Origin of the sequence: Paenarthrobacter sp. NCHU4564, assembly GCF_052156435.1 — a bacterium.
GTDB lineage: Bacteria > Actinomycetota > Actinomycetes > Actinomycetales > Micrococcaceae > Arthrobacter.
The window spans coordinates 125,302-147,318 of sequence record NZ_JBQLIS010000003.1 but is presented as its reverse complement, the minus strand read 5'-3'; the positions used below and the strand labels follow the sequence as shown (position 1 = coordinate 147,318).

At 63.8% G+C, this 22,017-nt stretch carries 18 protein-coding genes and 1 riboswitch; of the genes, 9 read left to right on the top strand and 9 right to left on the bottom strand.

Translation table 11 applies throughout. The features are described from left to right. Positions 1 to 55: 55 nt before the first annotated feature. A complete protein-coding gene (locus ACSVIE_RS04680; protein WP_442423154.1) occupies positions 56 to 1,369 on the bottom strand; it encodes an ABC transporter substrate-binding protein in 1,314 nt (437 codons plus the stop codon). A 286-nt stretch (positions 1,370 to 1,655) separates the two neighbouring features. On the opposite strand from ACSVIE_RS04680, the gene ACSVIE_RS04675 reads away from it, so the two are divergent. From ACSVIE_RS04675 to ACSVIE_RS04660, 4 genes are all read left to right on the top strand, one after another. Then, a complete protein-coding gene (locus ACSVIE_RS04675) occupies positions 1,656 to 3,677 on the top strand; it encodes an outer membrane protein assembly factor BamB family protein (RefSeq protein ID WP_442423153.1) in 2,022 nt (673 codons plus the stop codon). 129 nt (positions 3,678 to 3,806) lie between these two features. Beyond that, a complete protein-coding gene (locus tag ACSVIE_RS04670; RefSeq protein WP_442423152.1) occupies positions 3,807 to 4,877 on the top strand; it encodes a substrate-binding domain-containing protein in 1,071 nt (356 codons plus the stop codon). A gap of 108 nt (positions 4,878 to 4,985) precedes the next feature. Next, positions 4,986 to 5,675, top strand: coding sequence for a helix-turn-helix domain-containing protein (locus ACSVIE_RS04665; RefSeq protein WP_442423151.1), 690 nt, complete (start codon positions 4,986 to 4,988; stop codon positions 5,673 to 5,675). Continuing rightward, the gene (locus tag ACSVIE_RS04660) at positions 5,668 to 6,492 is read left to right on the top strand and encodes a hypothetical protein (protein WP_442423150.1); all 825 of its coding nucleotides are present in this window, start codon (positions 5,668 to 5,670) and stop codon (positions 6,490 to 6,492) included. Before ACSVIE_RS04665 ends, ACSVIE_RS04660 begins: the two co-directional genes overlap by 8 nt. A 35-nt stretch (positions 6,493 to 6,527) precedes the next feature. Here ACSVIE_RS04660 and ACSVIE_RS04655 read toward each other — a convergent pair whose 3' ends face one another. From ACSVIE_RS04655 to ACSVIE_RS04645, 3 genes are all read right to left on the bottom strand, one after another. After that, complete coding sequence (locus ACSVIE_RS04655) at positions 6,528 to 7,349, bottom strand: CPBP family glutamic-type intramembrane protease (RefSeq protein ID WP_442423149.1); 822 nt, start codon at positions 7,347 to 7,349, stop codon at positions 6,528 to 6,530. Positions 7,350 to 7,402: 53 nt separating this feature from the next. Beyond that, positions 7,403 to 8,182 carry a glucosamine-6-phosphate deaminase gene (locus tag ACSVIE_RS04650; RefSeq protein ID WP_442423148.1) on the bottom strand — a complete coding sequence of 260 codons (780 nt, stop codon included), beginning with the start codon at positions 8,180 to 8,182 and terminating at the stop codon, positions 7,403 to 7,405. Between the two features lie 105 nt (positions 8,183 to 8,287). Further along, a complete protein-coding gene (locus tag ACSVIE_RS04645) occupies positions 8,288 to 10,300 on the bottom strand; it encodes a hypothetical protein (RefSeq protein WP_442423147.1) in 2,013 nt (670 codons plus the stop codon). 218 nt (positions 10,301 to 10,518) lie between these two features. Between ACSVIE_RS04645 and ACSVIE_RS04640 the strand changes: the two genes are divergently transcribed. From ACSVIE_RS04640 to ACSVIE_RS04625, 4 genes are all read left to right on the top strand, one after another. Then, positions 10,519 to 11,700 (top strand): Re/Si-specific NAD(P)(+) transhydrogenase subunit alpha, encoded by a 1,182-nt coding sequence (locus ACSVIE_RS04640; RefSeq protein ID WP_426007623.1) that lies wholly within the window; start codon positions 10,519 to 10,521, stop codon positions 11,698 to 11,700. After that, positions 11,700 to 12,041 carry an NAD(P) transhydrogenase subunit alpha gene (locus ACSVIE_RS04635; protein WP_426004805.1) on the top strand — a complete coding sequence of 114 codons (342 nt, stop codon included), beginning with the start codon at positions 11,700 to 11,702 and terminating at the stop codon, positions 12,039 to 12,041. Before ACSVIE_RS04640 ends, ACSVIE_RS04635 begins: the two co-directional genes overlap by 1 nt. Next, complete coding sequence (locus ACSVIE_RS04630; protein WP_426004804.1) at positions 12,038 to 13,411, top strand: NAD(P)(+) transhydrogenase (Re/Si-specific) subunit beta; 1,374 nt, start codon at positions 12,038 to 12,040, stop codon at positions 13,409 to 13,411. Before ACSVIE_RS04635 ends, ACSVIE_RS04630 begins: the two co-directional genes overlap by 4 nt. Positions 13,412 to 13,755: 344 nt before the next feature. After that, a complete protein-coding gene (locus ACSVIE_RS04625; protein ID WP_426004803.1) occupies positions 13,756 to 14,103 on the top strand; it encodes a hypothetical protein in 348 nt (115 codons plus the stop codon). Positions 14,104 to 14,138: 35 nt separating this feature from the next. Here the strand turns inward: ACSVIE_RS04625 and mscL are convergent, their stop codons facing one another. From mscL to speB, 5 genes are all read right to left on the bottom strand, one after another. Beyond that, the gene (gene mscL, locus ACSVIE_RS04620; protein WP_426004801.1) at positions 14,139 to 14,597 is read right to left on the bottom strand and encodes a large conductance mechanosensitive channel protein MscL; all 459 of its coding nucleotides are present in this window, start codon (positions 14,595 to 14,597) and stop codon (positions 14,139 to 14,141) included. Positions 14,598 to 14,794: 197 nt separating this feature from the next. Next, positions 14,795 to 16,087: a D-arabinono-1,4-lactone oxidase gene (locus tag ACSVIE_RS04615; RefSeq protein WP_442423146.1), complete on the bottom strand. Its 1,293-nt coding sequence runs from the start codon at positions 16,085 to 16,087 to the stop codon at positions 14,795 to 14,797. A gap of 42 nt (positions 16,088 to 16,129) precedes the next feature. Then, positions 16,130 to 17,635, bottom strand: coding sequence for an aldehyde dehydrogenase family protein (locus ACSVIE_RS04610; protein WP_426004798.1), 1,506 nt, complete (start codon positions 17,633 to 17,635; stop codon positions 16,130 to 16,132). 27 nt (positions 17,636 to 17,662) lie between these two features. Next, positions 17,663 to 19,114 (bottom strand): purine-cytosine permease family protein, encoded by a 1,452-nt coding sequence (locus ACSVIE_RS04605; RefSeq protein WP_426004797.1) that lies wholly within the window; start codon positions 19,112 to 19,114, stop codon positions 17,663 to 17,665. After that, on the bottom strand, positions 19,111 to 20,109 hold the full coding sequence (gene speB / locus ACSVIE_RS04600; RefSeq protein WP_426004795.1) for an agmatinase: 999 nt from the start codon (positions 20,107 to 20,109) through the stop codon (positions 19,111 to 19,113). Before speB ends, ACSVIE_RS04605 begins: the two co-directional genes overlap by 4 nt. Before the next feature lie 165 nt (positions 20,110 to 20,274). On the opposite strand from speB, the gene ACSVIE_RS04595 reads away from it, so the two are divergent. Further along, positions 20,275 to 21,768, top strand: coding sequence for a PucR family transcriptional regulator (locus ACSVIE_RS04595; RefSeq protein WP_426004793.1), 1,494 nt, complete (start codon positions 20,275 to 20,277; stop codon positions 21,766 to 21,768). A gap of 97 nt (positions 21,769 to 21,865) precedes the next feature. After that, positions 21,866 to 21,965, top strand: a riboswitch (glycine riboswitch). Positions 21,966 to 22,017: the final 52 nt, after the last annotated feature.

Here is a 22,017-nt window from a genome sequence, read left to right as displayed (position 1 = left end):
GGATTCTCCTAGCTGGTCGGGAGCCTCCGGAAGCGGAGGCTCCCGACGAATGTGGCTACTCGGTAACTGAAAGGCCCGACTGCTTGAGGCCTGCAACGGTTGCGTCCTGGGCGGTATCCACCGCTTCGAGGATGGTGCCGCCCGTGGTGAGCTTTCCGTACGCGTCCTTAAGGGCCGTGTTGGTGGAATCCCAGTTGGGGCCCCACTGCCAGCCCGGGGTGATGGTTCCGTAGGCCTTGCTGAAGACGTCGTAGATGTCGTTGCCGAAGTAGCTGGCGTCGTAGGCCTTCTGTGCCACTGGAGTCAGGCCGGGGAAAGCCAGGAACGCCGAGCCGGTATTGCCGCGGGCTTTGATTGCTTCCGGGTTGGTGGTGAGGAATTCAACGAACTTCGCAGCGGCGGCAGGGTTCTTGCTGCTCTTGGTCACGTTGAAGCTGGAACCGCCATAGAACGCGCCGGCCTTCGAACCCCAATGGGGGAGTTCCGCGGCAACCCACTGGCCCTTTTGTCCGCTGGCTTCAGTGCGCTTCTGGATGCCCGTGGCGCTCCAATTGGCACCGACGACGCCGGCCACGGTACCGCTGGCGAGATCAAGGCTCCACTCGTCGCTGTAGGCCTGGCTGACCTTGACCAACTTCTCGTCGATCAGCTTTTGCCAGAACGTCGCTACTTTCTGTGTGGCCTGGTCATTGATGCCAACTTTCCAGCTGTCGCCTTCGGTTCCAAACCATTTGGCGCCGGCCTGCCAGGCGAGACCTGCGCTCGCGGCTACTTCATTCGGGTTGAAGGAAGCCAGGTAGGAGCCGGGTGCCGCCGCCTTGAGTTTCCTGCCCGCCTCTGCGAACTCATCCCAGGTCCGGGGAACGTCGACGCCGGCCTTGGCCAGCATGTCCTTCCGGTACCACATGATCATCGGGGCAGCGTCGTATGGAAGGCCGAAGGTCTTGTCGCCGAAGTGGACCAGGGCCTTGGTTTCGTCGGAAAGTTTGTCCACGGTGGACGACCTGTCGATCAGCCCGTCCAGCGGGACCACCTGCCCGTTGCTGACGAACTGCGGCAGCTGCGGGTACTCGATGGTGGAGACATCCGGTCCGTTGCCGGCGGTGATGGCGGTGGACAGCTTGGCGTAGCCGCCGTTGGCACCATTGGGGATGGTTTCGAACGTGACCTTGATCTTGTCCTGGCTGGCGTTGAATGCCTCGGCCACCTTGTCCATGCCGGCCAAAGAGGACCAGAAGGTGATGGAACCGCTCGGATCCTCGGTAGGGGTCGGGGCGGCTGCGGGCGTTGGGCCGGAACTGCAGGCGGCGAGCAAGAGCGTGCCGGCAGCCAAGCCAGCCACTCCCGCGAAGAGTTGGCGACGCTTCATGGTGTTCTCCTTTGAAACTGACGATGCGAGAGGAGGGGCTGCGGTGGGGACCGCAGTCAGTTCATCCATGTAAGCGGCTCAGTTCGAACATCTTCAACAGTTCAAACATTTTCAAACAATTAATCGGGTGCTTCGCGATGGAAGGAGTGAGGCAACTTACGGAGTATTGCCATGCATCCGGTCGACTCTTTTGTTTGAACGAACAAATTTGCTGGACCGGAATCATCTCCTGCTGCTAAGAATTTCGGACATGTCCAACCCCCAACACCTCAGAACAGGGAATTCCATGGAGACTTCGAACATCAGCAGGCGACTCATCCTGCAGGCAGGCGGAGCAGCGTCGCTCGCCGCAGCGCTCGGTCTTGCAGTCGGCCAATCCGCGTCGGCCACCTCTTCCACCGGCCCCGCCGGGAAGGCGCCAGAGATCCTGGACCTGGGTCCCGCCGTCGTACAGTTCTCCCTGATGAGCGGTCAATTGGTAGGGGACACCCTCTACATTGGTTCCCGGAACCTTGATCCCGTGCGGATCATCGCGTTCCACCTCCCCAGCGGCAAAGTGACCGGCCAGACAATCCTCAGCAACGGGCATTCGATCCAGGCCCTCGCTGCTGACACCTCAGGCCGGTACCTTTATGCCGGCGTGCTGCAGAAGGACGCCGGCACCAAACCCAACCTGTTCCGCTGGGACCTTACCCGGCCCGGGACGGCAGCAACCGCGCTGGGGAACATTGGAGACCGCGATGTGCGGGACATCAGTGTTGCCCCCAACGGACGCGTCTATGCCGTGGGCGGCGGCAGTCCCACGGCGCCGGCGCTTTGGGAGTACGACCCCGCCACGGACAAGATTGTGAGCCTGGGCATCCCCGATCCCGGTGCCACACTGGCCCGTGCCGTGGCAGCCACTGACGCGACGATCTTTTTCGGCGCCGGCAGCACCCTCAACGGTGGCGGCAATGCCAGCCGGGCCTGCCTGTTCGCCTATGACTACGCCTCCAAGTCGTTCAGGAACGTGACCCCGGCCGAGATGCTGGCTGATCCGAGCATCCGGGACCTGGGCATTGTGGGGGACAAGGTGATCGTCAGCTCCGCAGGTTCAGTGCAGGACTCCAAGATGGCCGCTCTCAGTGTGGCTGATCCGGGCTCCTATGTGCTGGCCGCCTCTCAAGGGAAGACTGCCAAGAGCTTCGCGGCCCTTGGCGATACTGTTTACTTCGCCAATGAGGCCGGCCTTTTGGCGTACAACCCTGGGTCCAACACGATCGCTGCAATGCCCTACGAGGGGCCGTCCCTTGGCGAAATCTGGGGTGTGGATGCCAGGGCCGGGAAGCTGCTGGTCACCTCAGGCTATGGCTTCGTCGCAGAGATTGATCCGGCGACCGGTGCCACGAAGACGACGGACCTCGGCGAGGCGGGCGCACCGTCAGACCCGCAAACCGTCATGGGAATCGCCGCCGGGGCGGGCTATGTCTACGTGGGCGGTAACGGCGTCATTTCCCGGCGGTCGCTCACGGACGGCCGGGTAGCCAACCTCACTGCACCAGGCGAAGCGAAGGACGCTGTGGTGGTGGACGGTGTCCTATACACCGGGCAGTACAGCGGTCAGGGCATCTGGAGCTACGATCCCGCCACCGGCAAGCCAATATCCCAGGTGGCGACGTTCCCCAAGGAACAAAACCGGCCCCTGGACGTCTGCTGGGATGAGATCAACAAGCTGGTCCTGGTCGCGGTGCAGGCCGACACCGAGGGCGGCGGTTCGTTCTGGACGTACGATCCAGCCACCCGGAAGTCCGCGATTTTCGTCAACCCGATCGACAAGGTCCAGTTGATCCGTGCCGTTGCCTCGCGCGAGGGCGTGGCCTATCTGGGCGGTGGAAATCCTGGGCTCGACGGACCGGGAACGGTGGTGGCGTTCGATCCCCTGGCAGGCAAGGAACTCTGGCGCCTGGATGCCGGGAACGGTGCTGGGATTTCTGCCTTGGCCGTGCAGGGCAAGCACCTGTACGGCGTCACGCGCAAGGGCGGCTTGTTCGTGATCGACCTGCCCAAGCGCCGGCTCATCCACCGCGCGGACATCACCTCAGTAAGCCACGGCTTTGCTGCGTTGGTCACCAACCGCGGCGTGGTTTACGGCGTCTCCAACACGGACGTCTTTCGGTTCGATCCCAAGACTTTCGCGGTGGCGACGGTCGTGGCGGATATCGACGGCGGGTGGTACAGCGGAGCGCACATAAACAACGACGAGGACGGTTACCTGTACACAATGCGTGGCCGTAACCTCGTGCGGATCGACGACCACCCGCGGAAGTAAGCGTGTTGTGGGGTCTGCCTCGGGAAATCGCGTTGAGCGGGCCTCGCAACGGCGGCTGTCATTCGCTCATTTATGCTTGTTTGAACTTCCGGATGTTCGAAGTTCAAGCCTGATGGAAAGAGAGTCGGCATGCTCAGCGGGGAACGCCACGAGAAGATTCTGCGTGAACTCGAAATCCGCGGAACCCTCACTGTGAACGATTTCGCCGCCAAGACCGGCCTCTCCACCATGACCATCCGCCGGGACCTGACGCAGCTGGCCGCCCAAGGCCTCCTTCGCCGGGTCCACGGCGGGGCGGTCAGGAATCCTGCCGAACGCCCAGGGGAAGCCGAATACCGCAGGTCCCGGCAGCCCCTGGCCACGCTCGGGCTGATCGTCCCGACCACGGGGTACTACTTTCCCGAGGTCATCCGCGGGGCCGAAGCTGCGGCCAGGATCCTCAACGCGCGGCTGATCCTGGGAGTCAGCAACTACTCGGTGGAGGACGAACACCGGCAACTTCAGCGCATGGTGGCCAACTCCGTGGATGGGATCCTGCTGGCTACAGCGGGGCCGCTGGACCCAGGTTCGCCAACGTTCGTGCTCTTGGCGGGGTTGAAGATTCCGGTGGTCCTGGTGGAGCGGACCAGCCGGGCGTTTGAATCGGTCATGTCGGATCACAGCTACGGTGCCGAACTGGCGATTGAACATTTGGCGGCACAAGGGCATCGCAGGATCGGCTTGGCCATCGCCAGGAGTGCCACCGCTCCCTGGCTGCGCGAGGCTCACGCCTTGATGGTCAGCCGCCTGGGCCTGGAATCAGACGCGCCCATCCTCGAATACGAGCGCCTTGGACCTGGCCTGAGCAACAACCAAGCCGAGATGACGCAGTTCCTGGAGGACTGCCGGCGGACAGGCACCACCGCCGCCCTGGTGCTCCCCGACGAGGAAGCCATCACGCTGATCCATATCGCCGAGGAATCCGGGATGGACGTGCCACACGACTTCGCAATCGTGGCCTACGACGACGAAGTGGCAGACCTCGCGCCCGTTCCCCTGACCTCCATCGCACCGCCCAAGAGGGACGTTGGCCATGCAGCCGTCACTATGTGCATGGAACGGCTGTCCGGTAAATCGGGCAACGCCCTCTCGCCGGCCATGCGCCGGGTGAACCTGGCGCCGAAGCTGATCGTCAGGGAATCGTCGGGGGCAGAGGACTAGGGATTTGGCGTAGCGCCAGACGCTGCCCAGCTCGGTGATGACACTATTGCTTTCTCAAAAAAGCTTTAGTGTATTGACACTAATACTTTCGCGAGAGAGCATTAGTGCGTGGAAGGAATCAAAGGACTCTCAACGGCAGAAGTCGCGGAACGTCTTGGAATAACCCAGGTGTCAGTGCGCCAACTCGTCGAATCCGGACAGCTCACTGTCACTGGGCGAGTGGGCCGGTCCATCCTCCTCGACACGGCCTCCTTCGAACGACTGTCCGCAATCGGCACGCGCCGAGGCCGGGCGTGGACAGCCAAGACAGCTTGGGCGGCGCTGGCGCTCTTGTCCGGGCAGAACCCCACGTGGATCTCATCGTCGGAGAAGTCCCGGCTAAAAAGCAGACTGCGACGTCTCGATGCGGCCGCTGTCTGCAGCCTCGCCAGGCACAAAGACCGCACTTTCCGGTATAGAGCGACACAGGAGGCTCTGGACCGCCTCGGCCATTACCTGATCGCCAGTGGGGCCGCCGCCATGCGTGACGAATCCACTGCCGAAACGTTCGGCATGGCCGGCGGAGGCGGCATCGCCGAAGGATACGTCATGGCCGGGGATGCCAAGGCGCTGGCTGATTCGTTGGGCCTTGTTGAGGACCAGTCCGGTAATGCCATCATCCATGAGGTCGAGCTGGTAGAGCCGTTTGCCGAAGGCCGGGCACCCGTCGCCGCCGTTGCCGTGGATCTGATGGGGTCCCTGGCCACCCGGGAGCGCAGCGCCGGTAAGCGCGTCATCGAGGAGATGCTTCATGCCTGAGCCTGAGCCTGACCTGGCCGTTGCGGCCGCGGCCAATGGTCGGGAAATGTGGGACGTCTCCGTACTGCCGGGAGGCGGGGGACCACCATGGCCGCAGTGTCTGGAGCTGGCCAGGACGCTGCCCTCCACCCAGTGGACGCTCGTGGGCGGCCTCATGGTCCAGCTCCACTCCGCGGCCGCCGGACTGTCCGTCTCCCGACCAACCGCCGACGTGGACATCGTGCTGCACATCGAGACCGGAGCGGCCACGACGTCGTCGGCGTCGGCAGCGCTCACCGGGCTGGGCTACACCTTGCAGAGGTCCATCGACCACGACGCTCCTGCGCACCGGTTCGTCCGCGGCAAGCAGCAGATCGACGTCATGATCGCTGATCACTTGCCGGAGGCTAAGGTTCCCACCATCGGTGGCCGCAAGCCCTTCCAAGTCTCCGGCGGCACGCAAGCGCTGAAGCGGACCGTCAATTGCCGGCTTGTCGGCGGCGACGGCGAGTCTGTCGTCATCAGCATCCCGAACGCGCTTGGTGCCCTGGTCTTGAAAGGTGCGGCCTACCGGGAGGACTCCCGCGACCGGGACCGGCACCTCGACGACGCCGTGGTCTTGTGCGCCACGATCAAGACGCCACTGACCACCGCGAAAGAGATGGGCGGTAGCGACCGGTCCCGCATTCTGCCGCTCCAGAGCGTGCTTGAGAATCCGGACCACCGCTCCTGGCAACTCCTTGACGATGCTGATCGGACAACCGCGATGGACGCGCTACGCATCCTTGCCAGCAACCCGCAGCAGCTCCTGCCGGCGAACAGGCTCAAAGAGCATTAGAGGAGGAGAAAAGCGATAACCGTGCCGTCGGCCTGTCAGCGCTGGGTCTGCAGCGCGGCGTCGAACGCCGTGGCTTCCACCCGCCCTCGGATGAAGAACAGCGATCCCAGTCCCACGACGATCACCACGATGTTGCCCAAGCCGGCGATCGCTGCCAGCGGACCGGAGGCAGCGTGTGCGGTCTGCAGGAAGATGCTGGGGTCGGTGCTGGCGTGCAGCAGGATGGGCGCAATCAAGCTGCCCGAGAGCCGCAGGGCCAGATACATGCAGATGCCAAATGCGAAGGTGTAGAGCAACTGGACGAGTGTGGCGAACAGTGACTGGCCCGAGAGCAGGTTGCCGGCGTGCAAGCCAGCGAAGACCGCTGCCGAGACAACGGCCACCACGATTTCCCGGTACCGGGCCTTCCTCAGGAGGTTGACGACGAAGCCACGTGTCAGCGTTTCTTCCGCGAAGCCGACGAAGAGACCGGCCAGAAGCCACGTCGCCACGACATCGAAGCCCACGGAGTCGTAGTCGATGGTGGCGAAGCGAAGGATGTTGAACGCCAAGACCGCAATAACCGCGATCCACATCCAGCCCCTGCCGCGGATGGGTTGGCGGGCAAAGAGCTCCTTAAGCCAAGCGACGGACCAGCCGAAGAGCACCAGCAGACCGCAGCCCACAAGGATCGGCAGCGCGTAGACAACAAGAATGAACGCCGCACTGTCCCGGTCCGGGAGTCCAGTCAGCAGCGGACCGAACGCCAGCGAACACAGGTTGTAGAGGACGAAGTACGCGACAGCGAGCAGCACAGCCCGCCACCATCCGCCCTTTTCCCAAAAAGACTTCCACCGTGACGTGCTTGTTTGCCCCATTCTTTGCCCCCTTGTAGGCGGTCCGTTCTGCTGGAACCGCTTCTGCGCCTAAGCTACCGCAACGCGCCCACGCCGGCACGGGCCAGCCGATGGTATTCGACGTGCTCAAGCAGAGATGCTGCTTCCTCGTCCACGATCACGGTGGCCCGCGGATGGAGCTGGACGATGGACCCGGGAACGGATGCGGACACCGGGCCCTCCAATGCGGCGGCGACTGCGGGTGCCTTGGCGGGGCCGAAGGCCAACAGAATGAGATGCCGGGCACGCTGGATGGTGCCCAAGCCCTGTGTGATGCAGTGGGTGGGCACGTGCGAAACGGAGTCGAAAAACCGTGCATTGTCGGCACGGGTCTGGGCAGCCAATGCCTTGATGCGTGTGGTGGAGCCCAGCGAGGATCCCGGCTCGTTGAAGGCAATGTGTCCGTTCGTGCCGATTCCGAGGATCTGGACGTCGATGCCACCCGCGGCGAGGATCGCGTGTTCGTACTCGTCACCGGCCTGCTCTACCTCCGGACCCGTCCCGCGCGGTGTTTTCACCAAGGAAGGCGTCAGCCCCAGCGGAACGACGACTTCGGAAGTGATGACGGAACGGTAGCTTTGCGGGTGGCCAGGCGGCACTCCGAGGTATTCATCAAGCGCGAAGCCGCGGACCTGGGAGACATCCAGTCCTTGGTCCCGGACAGCCGAGGCCAGGGCGGCGTAGGTGGAGAGCGGAGTTGAACCAGTCGCCAGCCCGAGCACCGCATCAGGCTTGCTTTCGAGGTGCCCAACAATGAGCGAGGCCGCAATGCTTCCTGCCTCGTTCTGGTCGCGGACAATGATGACTTCTGCCATAGGGTTTCTCCTCGGTGTTTGTGGGCGATGTCAGGTTTCTGGCTGCAGCGCCAGCAAACGGTTGGAACGGAATGAGACTGGCGAGTCTTTTCGGCTATGCCCGGATCAGCTGGCCTTCCGCATCGTCTGCATCGCCTGCTGGTCATCAATCCGGACCAGGTTCGGACCCCGCAGCGTATACAGGAACCCGTCCTCATCCGCGGTGATGTGCGGGCCGCTGTACCAGCCGCCGTTGATGCCGGGTACGACCACAGACACCGCGAAGCTCACCGGGTCGATGCGGAAGACGGTCGTATCGGAAACCCCGTACACCACCCCACGCGCCACCTGCAGGGCACCGAAGTCCGTGCAGACACTGCTGAGGTCGCCGCGATGGACCACGGTGCGGGTATCGAGATCTATGACGAACAGCCCTGCCGCACGCCGGGACATGCCATATAGGTATTTGCCATGGATGGCCATGGCGGCGATCCCTGTGCTTTGGCCAGGGTCGATCCGCCACAGCTCCTGGTTGGCCACCGGATCCCACGCCACCACGGTGCTGCGCGGTCCTGTGGAGTAGATGTTGTCTCCCCCGAGGTATGCCACACCGTCCTTGGTAGCCACCGCCCGGACCATCTGCAGGTTGTCGATGGGGTTTACCTTGGTGACCACTTGTGTGGTTGCCGGGTTGTAGGCGGCAAAGCATCCTCCGCCGCCGGTGTCATTCTGGGCACCGGCGATGACCAGCCCGTTGACCGCGTCCCAACAAACGTCGAGGGGCCGGTTCTGCCCTGCGGGGAGTGCCGCCACCTGATACGGCGGTTGGCCGGTGGTGGGGTCGAAGGCGTAGATTCCCCGGGAGTTGTACTGCCCCGTGAAGAGGACCCCACCCACCACCACGGCGTCCTTGGCTTCTCCGGTGGCGCGCAGGTAGCTCAGAGCGTTCGAAGCCAGTTGGTGCCGGGCGATCACGCCCGTCCCGCCCACGTAAACGTCACCCGCTCCTGCTGCCAGGCCCATGCACAGCTGCGGTCCGCCCGGAGCGCCGGCTGTGGTGAGGTCGTGTTTCACTGCGGTCCTGACCGCGGGGTCGATCTCGATCACGTCGTAGGAAGACACCGTCAGCGCCTTGCTTCCGTACACGTCCAGGCCCCACATCGCACCGACATCCTCGGTGAGGATTTGCGTGATCTTCTTCGTCGTCATGTTGTAGGCCCAGACCCCGGGTTCCTTCACGAAGAACACATCATTGCCCAACTGCCGGAACATGACACCGGTCTTGGGAATGACCGTGTACTTGGTGTGGTCGGCGAGATTGATCAGTACGGACTTTCCTGGACCCTTCACGCCAACGCCGAGCTGCCCATCCAGCACGCTGAGCGATGTCACCGAGACTCCGGAAGCGACCTCGGCCGGGAGGATGTTGGTGGACGTCTTGGTGGTGCGATCGAAGGCGAACAACCGCCCGGGACTGGACCCGTTGCCGCCCCCAAGCGTGCTGCCGGTCCCGAAGTACACGTAACCCGCCGTCGCCGCAATTGACTGGGCAATGGTGGCACCGGGATCGGGGACGCCCCAGCTGGACACCGCACCCGTTGCAGGATCGTATTCCCACAGGGAGGGTGCTTTGCTGGTGAGGCCGCCACCGGCTGCATACACCTTGCCATCTGGGGCAACGGCCAGAGCACGGATATCGCGGTCGCCTGTTTCGCCGACCCCCACTGCGGGTAACGTCGGCGTACTCAGGTCCCAGCGGTAGATGTTGGGTTTGCCATCGACGCCGTCGCGCAGCACTCCGGCGTACAAATACCGGCCGCTCGGATCGGCCGCCAGGGCCTGGATGCTGTAACCCGACCCGAGATCGGTCCTGGACGTCACACGTCCCGAGGGCAGGTGGAAGCCGATAATGCGCACCGGATCCAGGTTGCGTGAGCCGATGTAGACGGTGTCGCCAACCAGCAGTGAACTCATCAGCGAGAACTGCACGACGGCGGGGCCCAGGTCAGTGATTTGCGGACCTGCGCTGTTCGTAGGAACCGCATTGGCGGAACCTGCCGACATTGAAGCGAATGCGGTTGCCAATCCGGCAACTCCGCCGGCCTGCAGCAGTTGACGGCGGTTCATGGAAACGGACATGGAAGGTCTCCTCGTTGAGTATCCCGTTGGGGGTCCAGGGGCGGCAGCTTCCGAGACGTTCCGGATACGTTCAGGGCACCTGCCACCAGTGTTCCAGCGGTCCGCGTGCCAATTCCAGAATTCGAACATTTTCAAACCTCCCCATCCCTACCGGCGCCCTGCGCACCGCCATAGACTCATGCCATCCACGTTCTGGACGGTTCTGGAGAGGGGTGGCGTTGAGGGCAGGCATAGCGCGGGAGCGGATCGACGGTGAACGCCGCGTTGCCGCGACACCGGAAACCGTCAAGCAACTCGTCGGCCTTGGCCTCGAGGTCCAAATCGAGTCCGGTGCGGGACTTGCCTCCGGCCATGGCGACGCTGACTACCAGAAGGCGGGTGCCGCCGTCGTGCCTTCCTTGAACCTGTCCGAAGTGGACGTCTACTGCCACGTGCGTCCCATGGACCCGACGACGGCCGGAGCCCTCCGCCGGGGCGCGGTCACCGTGGGGTTGGGGTCGCCGTCGTCCGAGTTGCCTACTGTCCACGCGCTCGCCGCAGGCGGCATCACGTCCTTCGCCCTGGAACTGGTTCCGCGCATCTCCAGGGCGCAGTCCATGGATGCCCTGACGTCGCAGGCGCTGGTGGCCGGATACCGCTGCGTGCTCGAAGCTGCCATGCGACTGCCCCGGTTCTTCCCGCTCTACATGACGGCCGCCGGAACCATTCCTCCGGCACGCGTCCTGGTGCTGGGTGCGGGAGTGGCGGGTTTGCAGGCGATCGGCACTGCGAAACGGCTCGGTGCACGGGTGTCCGCCAACGACATCCGCCCGGCGTCCGCCGATGAGGTTGCGTCCATGGGCGGCACGTTCATCAAGCTGGATCTCGAGACGGCCGAAGCGTCCGGCGGGTACGCCCGCGAGCTCAGCGCCGACCGCGGCACCCTGCAGCGCGCCCTGCTCGCTCCCCACGTGGCGCAGGCTGACGTACTGATCACCACCGCGGCCGTCCCCGGAAGGCGGGCGCCGCTCCTGGTAACCCGCGAGATGGTCCAGGCCATGAAGCCCGGTTCCGTGGTGGTGGACCTGGCGGCGGAATCGGGCGGCAACGTTGAAGGCGTCGTTCCCGGGCAGGATCTCCACGTTCCTGCCGCCGACGGCCAGGGCACCGTCACGCTGGTTGGCCTCAAGGACCCGGCGTCCGCGATGCCCGCCGACGCGTCCCGGCTTTATGCCAAGAACGTCGCCAACCTCATCGCCCTGATGACGCAGGACGGCGTGGTGTCCCCCGACTTTTCGGATGAGGTGGTGGCGGGCACCTGCTTAACCCACGACGGCGTCATCCGCCACGCGCCCACGGCGGAGGCTGTAGCGGGACTCGCCGGGGAGACGTTGGGCAAGCCAGGTGAAGGAGTGCACTGATGGATGGTTTGAGCCTGCTCACGATCACCGTGCTGGCGGTATTCGTGGGTTTTGAAGTGGTTTCCAAGGTATCCAGCACGCTGCACACCCCGCTGATGTCCGGCGCCAACGCCATCCACGGCATCATTCTGGTGGGTGCCATCATCGTTGCCGGGCAGGCCGCGGAGCCGCTTGTCCTGGTGGTTGCACTCCTGGCAGTTGTCCTTGCCACGGCCAACCTCGTCGGTGGCTTCGTGGTGACCGACCGCATGCTGGAGATGTTCCGCGGACGGCAGCGGCCGCCGTCGAACGTTGAACGCGGCGAGCCTGCCGCAAAAGCCGCTGAGGAGCGTGGCCGGTGACGCTCCTGGACCCTCATTGGACCGCGCTTCTCTACTTGGCGGCCGCGGTGTGCTTCATCCTGGCGCTGAAGGGTCTGAGTTCGCCGAAGACGGCCAGGCGAGGCAATGTGATCGGGGCCTTCGGCGCTCTACTGGCGGTGGTCACCGTCTTCGTTTCCGTGCGGTTGGATAACGTGCCATGGATACTGGGGGCGATCGCGGTCGGGTCCGGCGTGGCGGCACCTGTGGCCCGGCGCGTGCAGATGACGCAAATGCCGCAACTGGTGGCGCTGTTCAACGGCGTTGGTGGTGGGGCTGCTGCGCTGGTCGCCCTGCTGGAGTTGGCGCACGCCGGCGACGAGTGGGTGCGGGTGGCAATTGTCTTCACCCTCCTGGTGGGCGCGGTGTCTTTCTCGGGTTCGGCGGTGACATTCGCCAAGCTGCAGGGCCTCATGACCACGCGACCGGTCACCTTCCCCGGCTTGCCCTGGCTGATGGCCGGGGTACTGGTGGCCGCCGTGGCGGCGTCGGTGGTGGTGGTCCTGAACGGCTCACTTCCGCTGGCCCTTGTTCTGCTGGTGTTGGGCCTGGTGGCCGGGGTCCTGTTGGTGCTTCCCGTGGGTGGGGCCGATGTGCCGATCGTCATCTCCCTGCTCAACGCGTTCACCGGCCTGGCGGTGGCGGCGTCCGGCCTGGTGCTGGGCAACGTGCTCCTGGTGGTGGCGGGCACGCTGGTTGGGGCTTCCGGAACAATCCTCACCCGGGCCATGGCCGCGGCCATGGGACGCAGCGTCGCCGGGATCCTTTTTGGTGCCTTCAAGGGAGGTTCGACGGCGGGGTCCACCGCTGTCAGCGAGCGGCCGGTCCGCTCGTCCAGTGCGGAAGACGTGGCGGTTCTCCTTGGCTACGCACAACGGGTGATCATCGTCCCCGGCTACGGACTGGCTGTGGCACAGGGCCAGCACACGGCCGCAGAACTCGCCCAAGCACTGGAATCGAGGGGTATCGAGGTGGACTTCGCCATCCATCCCGTGGCAGGACGCATGCCCGGCCACATGAACGTGTTGCTGGCCGAGGCCAATGTGCCCTACGAGTCGCTGAAGGAAATGGGCGACATCAACTCCGAGTTCAAGACCGCCGATGTCGCCCTGGTGGTGGGCGCGAACGATGTGGTGAACCCGGCAGCAAAGACCACGTCCGGCTCACCGATCTACGGCATGCCCATCCTGGAAGTTGCTGACGCCCGGCAGGTGGTGTTCCTCAAACGCTCCATGCGGCCGGGCTTCGCGGGGATCGAAAATGAGCTCCTGTACGAACCACAGACCACCCTGTTGTTCGGGGATGCCAAGGAATCGTTGACCAAGGTTCTGGGCGCGGTGAAGGGGTTGTAGTCTGCTCCGGTTTCCCGGTCAGTGCATGAAGCCGCTTGAATCCCGTTCGGTTTCATACTTGCCACAGCGCCGGCATCGCCTGTAACGCTCGCCATCCTCGGTGCTTTCGATGTGCCAGTCGTGGCTGAGATTCAGTTTGCAGAGCAGCATCTTGAGCATGGCGGACTCCGTTTCAGACGCGGCGGCCGGGCTCGATACGGCACCTCACCGCACCTCCAATTTTAGGATGCAAACCGCCCCGCGCGCAGGATCCCAGCCTGCTCCGCGCACCCTTCCCGGCCATCCGGCGTCGTTCTAAGCTGTTCCGTACGTGCGTTGCCATCCACCCAACAGGAGGTTGCCAAGTGACCGTGAAGCTCAACAAGAAGGCGTTCGACCACGCCAAACACCTGATCCGGGATGGCAAGGTAGCCAAAGACGAACGGGATGACTGGAGCGAGCACTCGCCTTCAACCAAGGACGAGAACGCGTTCCTGGACAAGCACGGCTTCGCTGACTACGGAAAGTGGTACCTCGGCGTCGACGATGAACACCCCGACGACCAAAAGGGGCACTATAAGTTTCCCATCGGTGATTTCAAGAAGATCCACCGCTGCGGAGTCATCTCAGCCGAAAGCCGGGCCGGACAATACGACTACGACGACATCCGCGACGCCCTCGGGAAGCTGTTGGAACAGATCGACGAGGAGTGAACGGCATGCAACAGGGAATGAATGCCGCGGCTCCCTTAGCGGATGCGGTCAGAGTCCAGGTCGTCGTCCAGGTTGCGGTCGGTGCGCGCGTTGGCAGCGCCTTCCTTGAGCAGGTCGCGGATTTCTGCCAGGAGAGCAGTGTCGGCCGGAAGCGGTTCTTCCTCCGGCTCCTCGGTGGCCAGGCGGTCCTTGACCATTGAATTGATCTTGTTCATGGGCGCCACAAAGATGAAGTAGACCACTGCGGCGGTGATCAGGAACGTCACCAGTGCCGTCAGCACAGCACCCAGGTTGACGAAGGTGGCCGGGTTGTCCTGCCAGATGCGGAAGCCCAGGCCATCCGCATTCACACCACCTGCTGCGGCGATCACGGGGTTGATGATGTTGTTGGTGAATGCGGTGACCAACGCGGTGAAGGCACTGCCGATAACGACGGCGATGGCCAGCTCGATCACGTTGCCGCGGAGTATGAAGTCCTTGAAACCCTTAAACATGTCATGTCCTCTGATTGGTGCGGGGCGTATGGCTCAAGCAGAGATCAAACTACCACTGCGGGGTTTCAAGAAGGTGCAGCGGGGCGAGAGAGCGATCGGAAAATGCGGCCGGGATGTGAGCGAGCATCGGCAGTGATGGATGCCCGCTCACATCCCGGCCCAATTTTGCGGATGCTCGCTCAGATCCTTTGCACGCCCTAACCGAACAGGGCCCGGGTGTGGTCGTTGAGGAAGATGCCGCGGGGGTCGAACTCACGGCGAACCTGGAGGAACGTGTCCAGCTCCGGGTAGAGGCGTTCCAGCCGGCTCCGGGTCATGAAGTGGATCTTGCCCCAGTGTGCCCTTGGTTCGAAGTCCTGGAGCACGGCGTCGGCGTCGCGGAAGAACTGCCAGTAGTCCGTCCCGGGCTTGGTGGTGAGCGTAATGACCGTGCTGTCGCGGCCCTGGAACTGTGACATGTAGGCATCGTCGGCCTTCACCCAGCGGACTTCCACGGGGTACTTCTGGTCAGGGTGCTTGGAGCGGATCAGGTCCTGGATGGCTTCCGTGGCCGCCAGCCCGTCCTCGCTGCGGACAAAGTATTCGAGCTCGTGGAACTGCGTGGTGAACCCACCCGGGTAGATCCGGTATGAACGGTCCAGGCGTGCGCCCTCGATGGTGGAGAGGCCCGACTCGTCCGGGACCGAAGCCACGTTGTACCGCTTGGTGTAGCTGCGGTCCGCCATATTGTGATCGGGTGAGCCTGGCAGGTCCAGAAGTTCGCACGAGTCTTCCCCGGGGCACCACAGGAAGGAGTAGTGCCGGTTGGAGTCGATGTCTTCCTGCCAGGTAGCTGCCGTTTCGGACCACGTGGGATAGGTGATTTCCTCCTGCAGGTAGTACTTGTCATCCACCTCGAGTTCGACCTCAAGGAAGATCCCCAAAGTCCCCAAAGCCACCTGGGCCGCACGGAGTTCGCGAAGCTGTCCGTCGCCGATCTCCACTATCTCGCCGTAGCCGTTGATCAGTTTCACCCAGCGCAGCTTTGACGAGAAGCTTCCAAGGTCCTTACCGGATCCGTGGGTGCTGGTGGCCAAGGCCCCGGCGATCTGCTGCTTGTCGATGTCGCCCTGGTTGCTGAGCGCGAGGCCCTGCTCCCAGAGCGGGTCGCCGAAAGCGTTGATGGTGGTTCCGGCCAAGGCCCGGGCACGGTGATTCAAGCGGTCCGTTCCGGTGATCCCGGTGAGCTTGGACATGTCCAGCAGGACGCCACCGGTCTGCACCAGGGGAGAGGACGAATGTCCCGAGCCAGCCGCCCGCACCGACAGGCCCTCGCGGATGGCGAACCGTACGGCGTCGAGAGTCTCCTGCTCATTCCTTGGCTGGACGGTGAAGGCGGGAGTCGAGGTTTGGTTGCCGCCCCAGTTGGTCCACGGGACCTCGGTCCGGAAAGGGGCCGACGGCGTGGCTGCAGGCGGTGCCGAGGGAACGATGGGGTTCACAGTGGTCATTTCACAAAGCTCCGTTGCTTCTCTGGTTTCGCGTAGTGGGGCTTACGCGCCGTGGTTAATCATGACGTGCTTGGTCCGGGAGTAGTCATCCAGGGCGTAGAGGGAGAGGTCACGGCCGTAGCCGGAACCCTTGAACCCGCCCCAGGGAACCTCGTTCGCCAGCACCAGGTGGGCGTTGACCCATACCGTGCCGAAGTCCAACTGCTTGGGGACGCGGAGTGAAAGGCTGGAATCCTTGGTCCACACGGAGGCGGAGAGGCCGTAAGGGCTCTCGTTGGCGCGGGTCACGGCTTCCTCGGTGCTGCTGAAGGTCTCAACAGTGACAACCGGACCGAAGATCTCGTGCGTCGCTATGGGCGCTCCCGCCGGAACACCGGTGATGACGGTCGGTTCGATGAAGAAGCCGGTCCCTTCAATGGCGGACCCACCAAGGGCGATGGTCAGTCCCGCGGAACGGGCTTCTGCCAGCGCTTCCTTGACGCGTTCGAAGTGCGGCCGGGAAATCATGGGGCCCATCTCCACCGTGTCCCCGGCATCCGGGGCACCCACCACCAGCGAACCCACCTCTTCAACCAGGTGTTGGGTGAATTCCTCGGCCACCGACTCGTGGACCAGCACACGGCAGGCTGCACCGCAGTCCTGGCCCGCGTTCCAGTACCCGGCGTTCCGGACGCCGGCAGCGGCAGCCCGGAGGTCGGCGTCGGGAAACACCACAACGGGAGCCTTGCCGCCCAGCTCAAGGTGGACGCGCTTGACGGATCGGGCTGCCGTTTCGGCAACTGCCTGGCCGCTGACGACGCTGCCGGTCAGGGCAACCAGGGCGATGTCGGGGTGTTCCGACAACCGCTGGCCCACTGTCCGGCCCTGCCCGGTCACGACATTGAGGATGCCGTCCGGGATGCGTCCGGCCAGGAGTTCGACGAGCTTCAGCGTGGAGAGCGGCGTCTGTTCCGAGGGCTTCATGACGATGCTGTTGCCAGCAGCCAGGATAGGCGCGATCTTCCAGGCGGCCATGAGGAGCGGGTAGTTCCACGGGGTGATGACGCCAACCACGCCCACCGGCTCACGAATGATCACGGAGGTGTGGTCTGTTGCGTAATCCCCGCCGGCCATGGAGGTCAGGGTTCGGGAAGCGCCGGCCATGAAGCGGAAAGTGTCGATGGTGCTGGTCACATCGTCCTCGGCAACCGCCAATGGCTTGCCTGTGTTGGCGGACTCGATGACTTCAAAGGCCTCGCGGTTGGCTTCGATGATGTTCGCTATGAGGTTCAGGACGTCCGCGCGCTCCTTAGGGGTGGTGGCACCCCAGGTTTTCTGGGCTTCGACGGCGGCTGCCACCGCGGCGTCCACATCGGCCGCGGTGCCCGCCTGGACAGAGGTGATGATTTCCTCGGTGGCGGGATTGACGACGTCGATCAGGTTGCCGGAAGCAGCGGCGGGAACGAAGGATCCATTCATGAAGTGCCCGATGGGCGGAAGGACCGCGGAGACATCGGAGGTGCCTTCGGCACGGTGGACGGTGAACGTCTCGGACTGGGTGGTGGTCATGATGCTTCGCTTTCAGATGAGGTCTGGTCAGATGAGGTCAGGGGTGAGGGAGCTGGATGGAAAGGGGGCGGCTTCTGTCTTCTTGCCGAACAGGCGGGCCGCAACGTAGTAAAGCGGTGCGACGACCACCAGGCCGACGATCCAGGAGATGTCCACACCGCCCATGGCCGCAGCCAGCGGCCCGGTGTAGATCGCGGTTGCCGAGAAGGGCACCTGGATCAGGGCGCCTGCTATGTACGAACCGATGGCGACCCAATTGAACCGCCCGTACACGCCGCCGTCGCGTTTGAAGAAGTCCTCTACGCGGTATTCGCCGTGCTGCAGCAGGTAGTAGTCCACCAGGTTGATGGCGGTCCAGGGGACCAGGACGTACATCAGGAAGGACAGGAAGTTGGTGTAGAAGAGGATGAAGTTGTCGCGGGCGAACAGGGCGATGGAGACAGCAAGGATAAAGAGCACGACGGCGGCCACGCTGCGGGTTTTCGCGCGGGGAAGCCAGGTGGGCTTGAAGGTCTGTCCGATGGTCAGTGCGCAGAGGACGCCGCAGTAGAGGTTCATGGCGTTGGAGGCTGCTACGCCCAGGCAGAAGATGCCGACGATGACCAGTGTCCAGGGTTGAAGGAGGGTGCCCAGGCTGCCGACGATCTCTACGTCGCCGGTGCTCATGGACACTGCCAAGGTGCCAACCAAGGCGCCCAGGAGCATGGGGAAGAGCGTACCCAGTACGCAGCCTGAGTAAGAAGCCCAGAAGGCCGGGGCGGACCCCGTGCCTTGCGGCATGTAGCGGGAATAGTCTGAAACGTAGGGCGCGTAAGCCAATTGCCACAGGGCCGAGACGGAGATGGTGCCCATGAAGCCCACCCAGTTGAAGTTGCCTTGCTCCAGGAAGTTGGCTGGAAGACCATGCACAAGGAGTATCCAGCCGAAAGCCAGCAGCAGCGCCAAGCCTGCCGCTACGCTCAAAATACGGGCGTAGGCGTGAATGAGCCGGTAGCCGAAGATCGTGGCGATGACGCTGACCACACCGATGATGATGATGCCCGCGTCAACGCTGATTCCCGGGCTGACGGCGGCCAACGCTTCGCCGCCGAACACCAGGTTGGCGGCGAAGAATCCCACGTACATGACCACCACGATCACCACGATCAACAGGGCGCCGAACGAACCGAACTGGCCGCGGGTCTGGATCATCTGGGCAACCCCGAGCTGGGGTCCTTGAGCAGAGTGCAGGGCCATGAAAATGCCGCCGAGCAGGTTGCCGATGATGATGCCGACGATCGCGGGGATGAAGCTCAAACCGAACACCGTGGTTGCGAGGCCGCCGGTCACGATGGTCATGATCATGATGTTGGAACCAAACCAGATGGTGAACAGGTCCCGGGCCTTGCCGTGGCGTTCGTTGAGGGGAATCGGCTGGATGGTCTTGTCCTCAAGCCGCGGAACCTCTGTTGCCTGTTTCGTGGATGACAGCGTACTCATGATGCGCTCCGGGACACCGATTCGAGTTCACGGATTTCGGAGGCCTTGCTCCGGTTGACCATCAGGGCGAGGAGGTCGAAGACCAGCGTGGCTGCGGCCACCGTGGTGATGTCTGCGTGGTCGTAGGCGGGAGCGACTTCCACCACGTCTGCTCCGACGATGTTGATGCCGTCCAAACCGCGGAGCAGGGCAAGGAGTTCGCGGGAGTGGAGCCCGCCCATCTCCGGGGTGCCGGTGCCGGGAGCGTAGGAAGGGTCCAGGACGTCGATGTCGATCGAGACATAGACAGGCGTGTCGCCAAGGCGTTCCTTGACCCGCTCGATCGCCGCCGGAACACCCATGACGTCCAGGTCCGAGCAGCGGATGATCTGGAAGCCGAACTCGTGGTCCCGGAGGAAGTCGTTGCGGTCATATACCGGTCCGCGGATACCCACATGCATCGACTTGTCCTCCACAAGCAGCCCCTCTTCGAAGGCGCGGCGGAAGATGGTGCCGTGCGTGATTGGCTGATCGAAGTACGTGTCCCACGTGTCCAGGTGGGCGTCGAAATGCAGGAGTGCGACCGGTCCATGGACCTTGTTCAGTGCCCGCAGCATCGGCAGGGCAATGGTGTGGTCGCCGCCGATGGATACCAAGCGCTTCGATTCGCTGATGAGCGGCAGCGCCTGTTCCTCGATCTCGCGGACAGCCCGGGTGATGTCGTAAGGGGTGCAGGCGATGTCGCCTGCATCAACAACCTGGGCTTCGTACACCGGCTCGACGTCGAGCTCCGGATGGTAGCCCGGGCGCAGGAGACGCGATGCCTCGCGAACCGCGGCAGGACCAAAACGGGCGCCGGGCCGGAAGGAGGTTCCGCCGTCGAACGGCACGCCGACAATGGCGATGTCATAGTCCGGAACGCGGTCGATCTGGGGGAGTCGGGCGAAGGTGCCGAGGCCGGCGTAGCGGGGAACCTTGGTTGCGTCTACGGGGCCGATGGGCTGGTGCGTGGTCATGGCTGAATCCTTCGAGTAGCTGGGTGCTCGCCGTTGAGCGGGAAGTGCATAACTCAATTCTTGGTGACCCCGATCACTGCGGATAGCGGTACATTGACTACAAATGGTCGGGGCGTTTAGACAAACGTCTAAACGCCCCGAAACAAGACCCAGGAGTCATCATCCATGGCCATCACCGTCGCCGAACTCGTCGCCGAGCCGCAGCTCGCGCTGACCCTTCTGGCCGGCGCGGACGGAACAGGCAACCGCATCACCTGGGCACACACCTCAGACCTCCCGCGCTTGTGGGAGTGGGTCACCGGCGGGGAGCTCATGATGACCAACGGGCTCTCCATCCCGGCTGATCCGGAGGGGCAGGTGGCGCTCGCAGAGGCCTTGGTGGACGCGGGTGCCAGTGCGTTGGCGATTGGCGAGAAGATGCACGCGCCGCCGCTGACGGAGGAATTCCTGCAGGCCTGCGACCGGCTTCCCCTGCCCCTGATCAACATCCCGTACCCGCTCCCGTTCATCGCCATTGCGCGGTCCGTGGCCGAGTCGTCGCTGCTTGAGGAATCGCGGCGGCTTCGGCAGACGGCCCGGGTGTACGACCTCCTCCGCACGGCCGGCGCCTCGGAGGACCACTGGCAAAGCCTGGTGCTGCGGCTCGCCACGGAGCTGGATTCGGAGCTGTTCGTGGTGGACCGCCGTTGCCTCCATCCATGGCACCCCGAGGGGCAGTCCCTGCCGGAATTCCTTGTGGAGGAATGGTCGCCGCACCCGGGCCAGGTCTCGGTTGCGGGCAAGAACTTCCAGTGGCACCGGATCCGCGGCCGGCACGTCCTCACCATGGACATTCCCACCCATGCCAACGCGCTGCTGGTGGTGCTGCCGGGCAGTGAACTGCACCCTGACGCCGTCGTGCTCCTGCATGCCGCGACCGTGCTGGGACTGCAGTTGGCCCGGATTGTCCTCTCGCTCGAAGGCCGCCACCGGCTGGCCGGTGAGTTCCTTTTGCAGGCGCTTGACGGGCGCCTTGGCACGGCCGAAATGGAACGGCGGCTGGAGGCTTTCGAGGTACCTCCGCAACGCTTCGTGGTCGCCTCGATGTCGGCGGACGACGCCGACAGGCTGGCAAGCGTGCACATCGAACTCTGGCGGCATGGGACATCGGCCGCTTCACTGAGGCGGAACGACCGGCTCCACGTGGTGGTCGCGGCGGACTTGGCGGACGAGTTGCTGATCCACTGTGCGGGCTTGGGAACCACCATCGGTGTGAGCTCCGCATCCGCGGTGGGCGGGCTTCAACAGGCCTTGCAGGAGTCGTTGTGGGCGCTGGGTTCGGCCAAGGCGAACAAACTGGGGCTCGCCCGGTACGCCCAAGGGCCAAGCTGGCTGGGTTTGACCGGATTCGAGGAAGGAAGCGCATTGGTCCAGCGGCTCCTGGGCCCGGTTTTCGAATACGAGCAGCGCCAGGACGGTGACCTCATGGTCACGCTGAAAACCTATCTCAACTCACAACGCTCGTGGCAAAAGACGGCTTCCGCCCTCTTCACGCACCGGCAAACCATCATCTACCGGATCCGGAAAATCGGTGAGCTTACAGGCCTGGATATGGGTGAAACCTCAACGCTGGCGCAGCTCTGGCTGGCCTTGCAAATCCACGAGGCGATGCACGGTTAGGCCCTTATTCAAACCCAGCGGGAAACGTCCGCCTTGCCATTGTCAGCGACCAGCCGCTATGGTGTGAAGCGTGTCACCGAGGTGGCGCACACGCTTTTGATCTGCGGCGGGAGAGTCCTGCCGGGTACATCCAGTCAGGCGCCGTAGGAGCAAATCCTCCCCAGGAATCTCTCAGGCCCATGTACCGCCGCGGCGAGGCAACTCTGGAAAGCAGTCCGGGCAACCGGGCTCACCGACGGTGCAAGTGGA

Excerpts from the sequence above, each read along its gene's own strand:
- ACSVIE_RS04680 (WP_442423154.1), bottom strand. The coding sequence starts at position 1,369 with ATGAAGCGTCGCCAACTCTTCGCGGGAGTGGCTGGCTTGGCTGCCGGC.
- ACSVIE_RS04675 (WP_442423153.1), top strand. The coding sequence starts at position 1,656 with ATGGAGACTTCGAACATCAGCAGGCGACTCATCCTGCAGGCAGGCGGA.
- ACSVIE_RS04670 (WP_442423152.1), top strand. The coding sequence starts at position 3,807 with ATGCTCAGCGGGGAACGCCACGAGAAGATTCTGCGTGAACTCGAAATC.
- ACSVIE_RS04660 (WP_442423150.1), top strand. The coding sequence starts at position 5,668 with ATGCCTGAGCCTGAGCCTGACCTGGCCGTTGCGGCCGCGGCCAATGGT.
- ACSVIE_RS04655 (WP_442423149.1), bottom strand. The coding sequence starts at position 7,349 with ATGGGGCAAACAAGCACGTCACGGTGGAAGTCTTTTTGGGAAAAGGGC.
- ACSVIE_RS04650 (WP_442423148.1), bottom strand. The coding sequence starts at position 8,182 with ATGGCAGAAGTCATCATTGTCCGCGACCAGAACGAGGCAGGAAGCATT.
- ACSVIE_RS04645 (WP_442423147.1), bottom strand. The coding sequence starts at position 10,300 with ATGTCCGTTTCCATGAACCGCCGTCAACTGCTGCAGGCCGGCGGAGTT.
- ACSVIE_RS04635 (WP_426004805.1), top strand. The coding sequence starts at position 11,700 with ATGGATGGTTTGAGCCTGCTCACGATCACCGTGCTGGCGGTATTCGTG.
- mscL (WP_426004801.1), bottom strand. The coding sequence starts at position 14,597 with ATGTTTAAGGGTTTCAAGGACTTCATACTCCGCGGCAACGTGATCGAG.
- ACSVIE_RS04615 (WP_442423146.1), bottom strand. The coding sequence starts at position 16,087 with ATGACCACTGTGAACCCCATCGTTCCCTCGGCACCGCCTGCAGCCACG.
- ACSVIE_RS04610 (WP_426004798.1), bottom strand. The coding sequence starts at position 17,635 with ATGACCACCACCCAGTCCGAGACGTTCACCGTCCACCGTGCCGAAGGC.
- ACSVIE_RS04605 (WP_426004797.1), bottom strand. The coding sequence starts at position 19,114 with ATGAGTACGCTGTCATCCACGAAACAGGCAACAGAGGTTCCGCGGCTT.
- speB (WP_426004795.1), bottom strand. The coding sequence starts at position 20,109 with ATGACCACGCACCAGCCCATCGGCCCCGTAGACGCAACCAAGGTTCCC.
- ACSVIE_RS04595 (WP_426004793.1), top strand. The coding sequence starts at position 20,275 with ATGGCCATCACCGTCGCCGAACTCGTCGCCGAGCCGCAGCTCGCGCTG.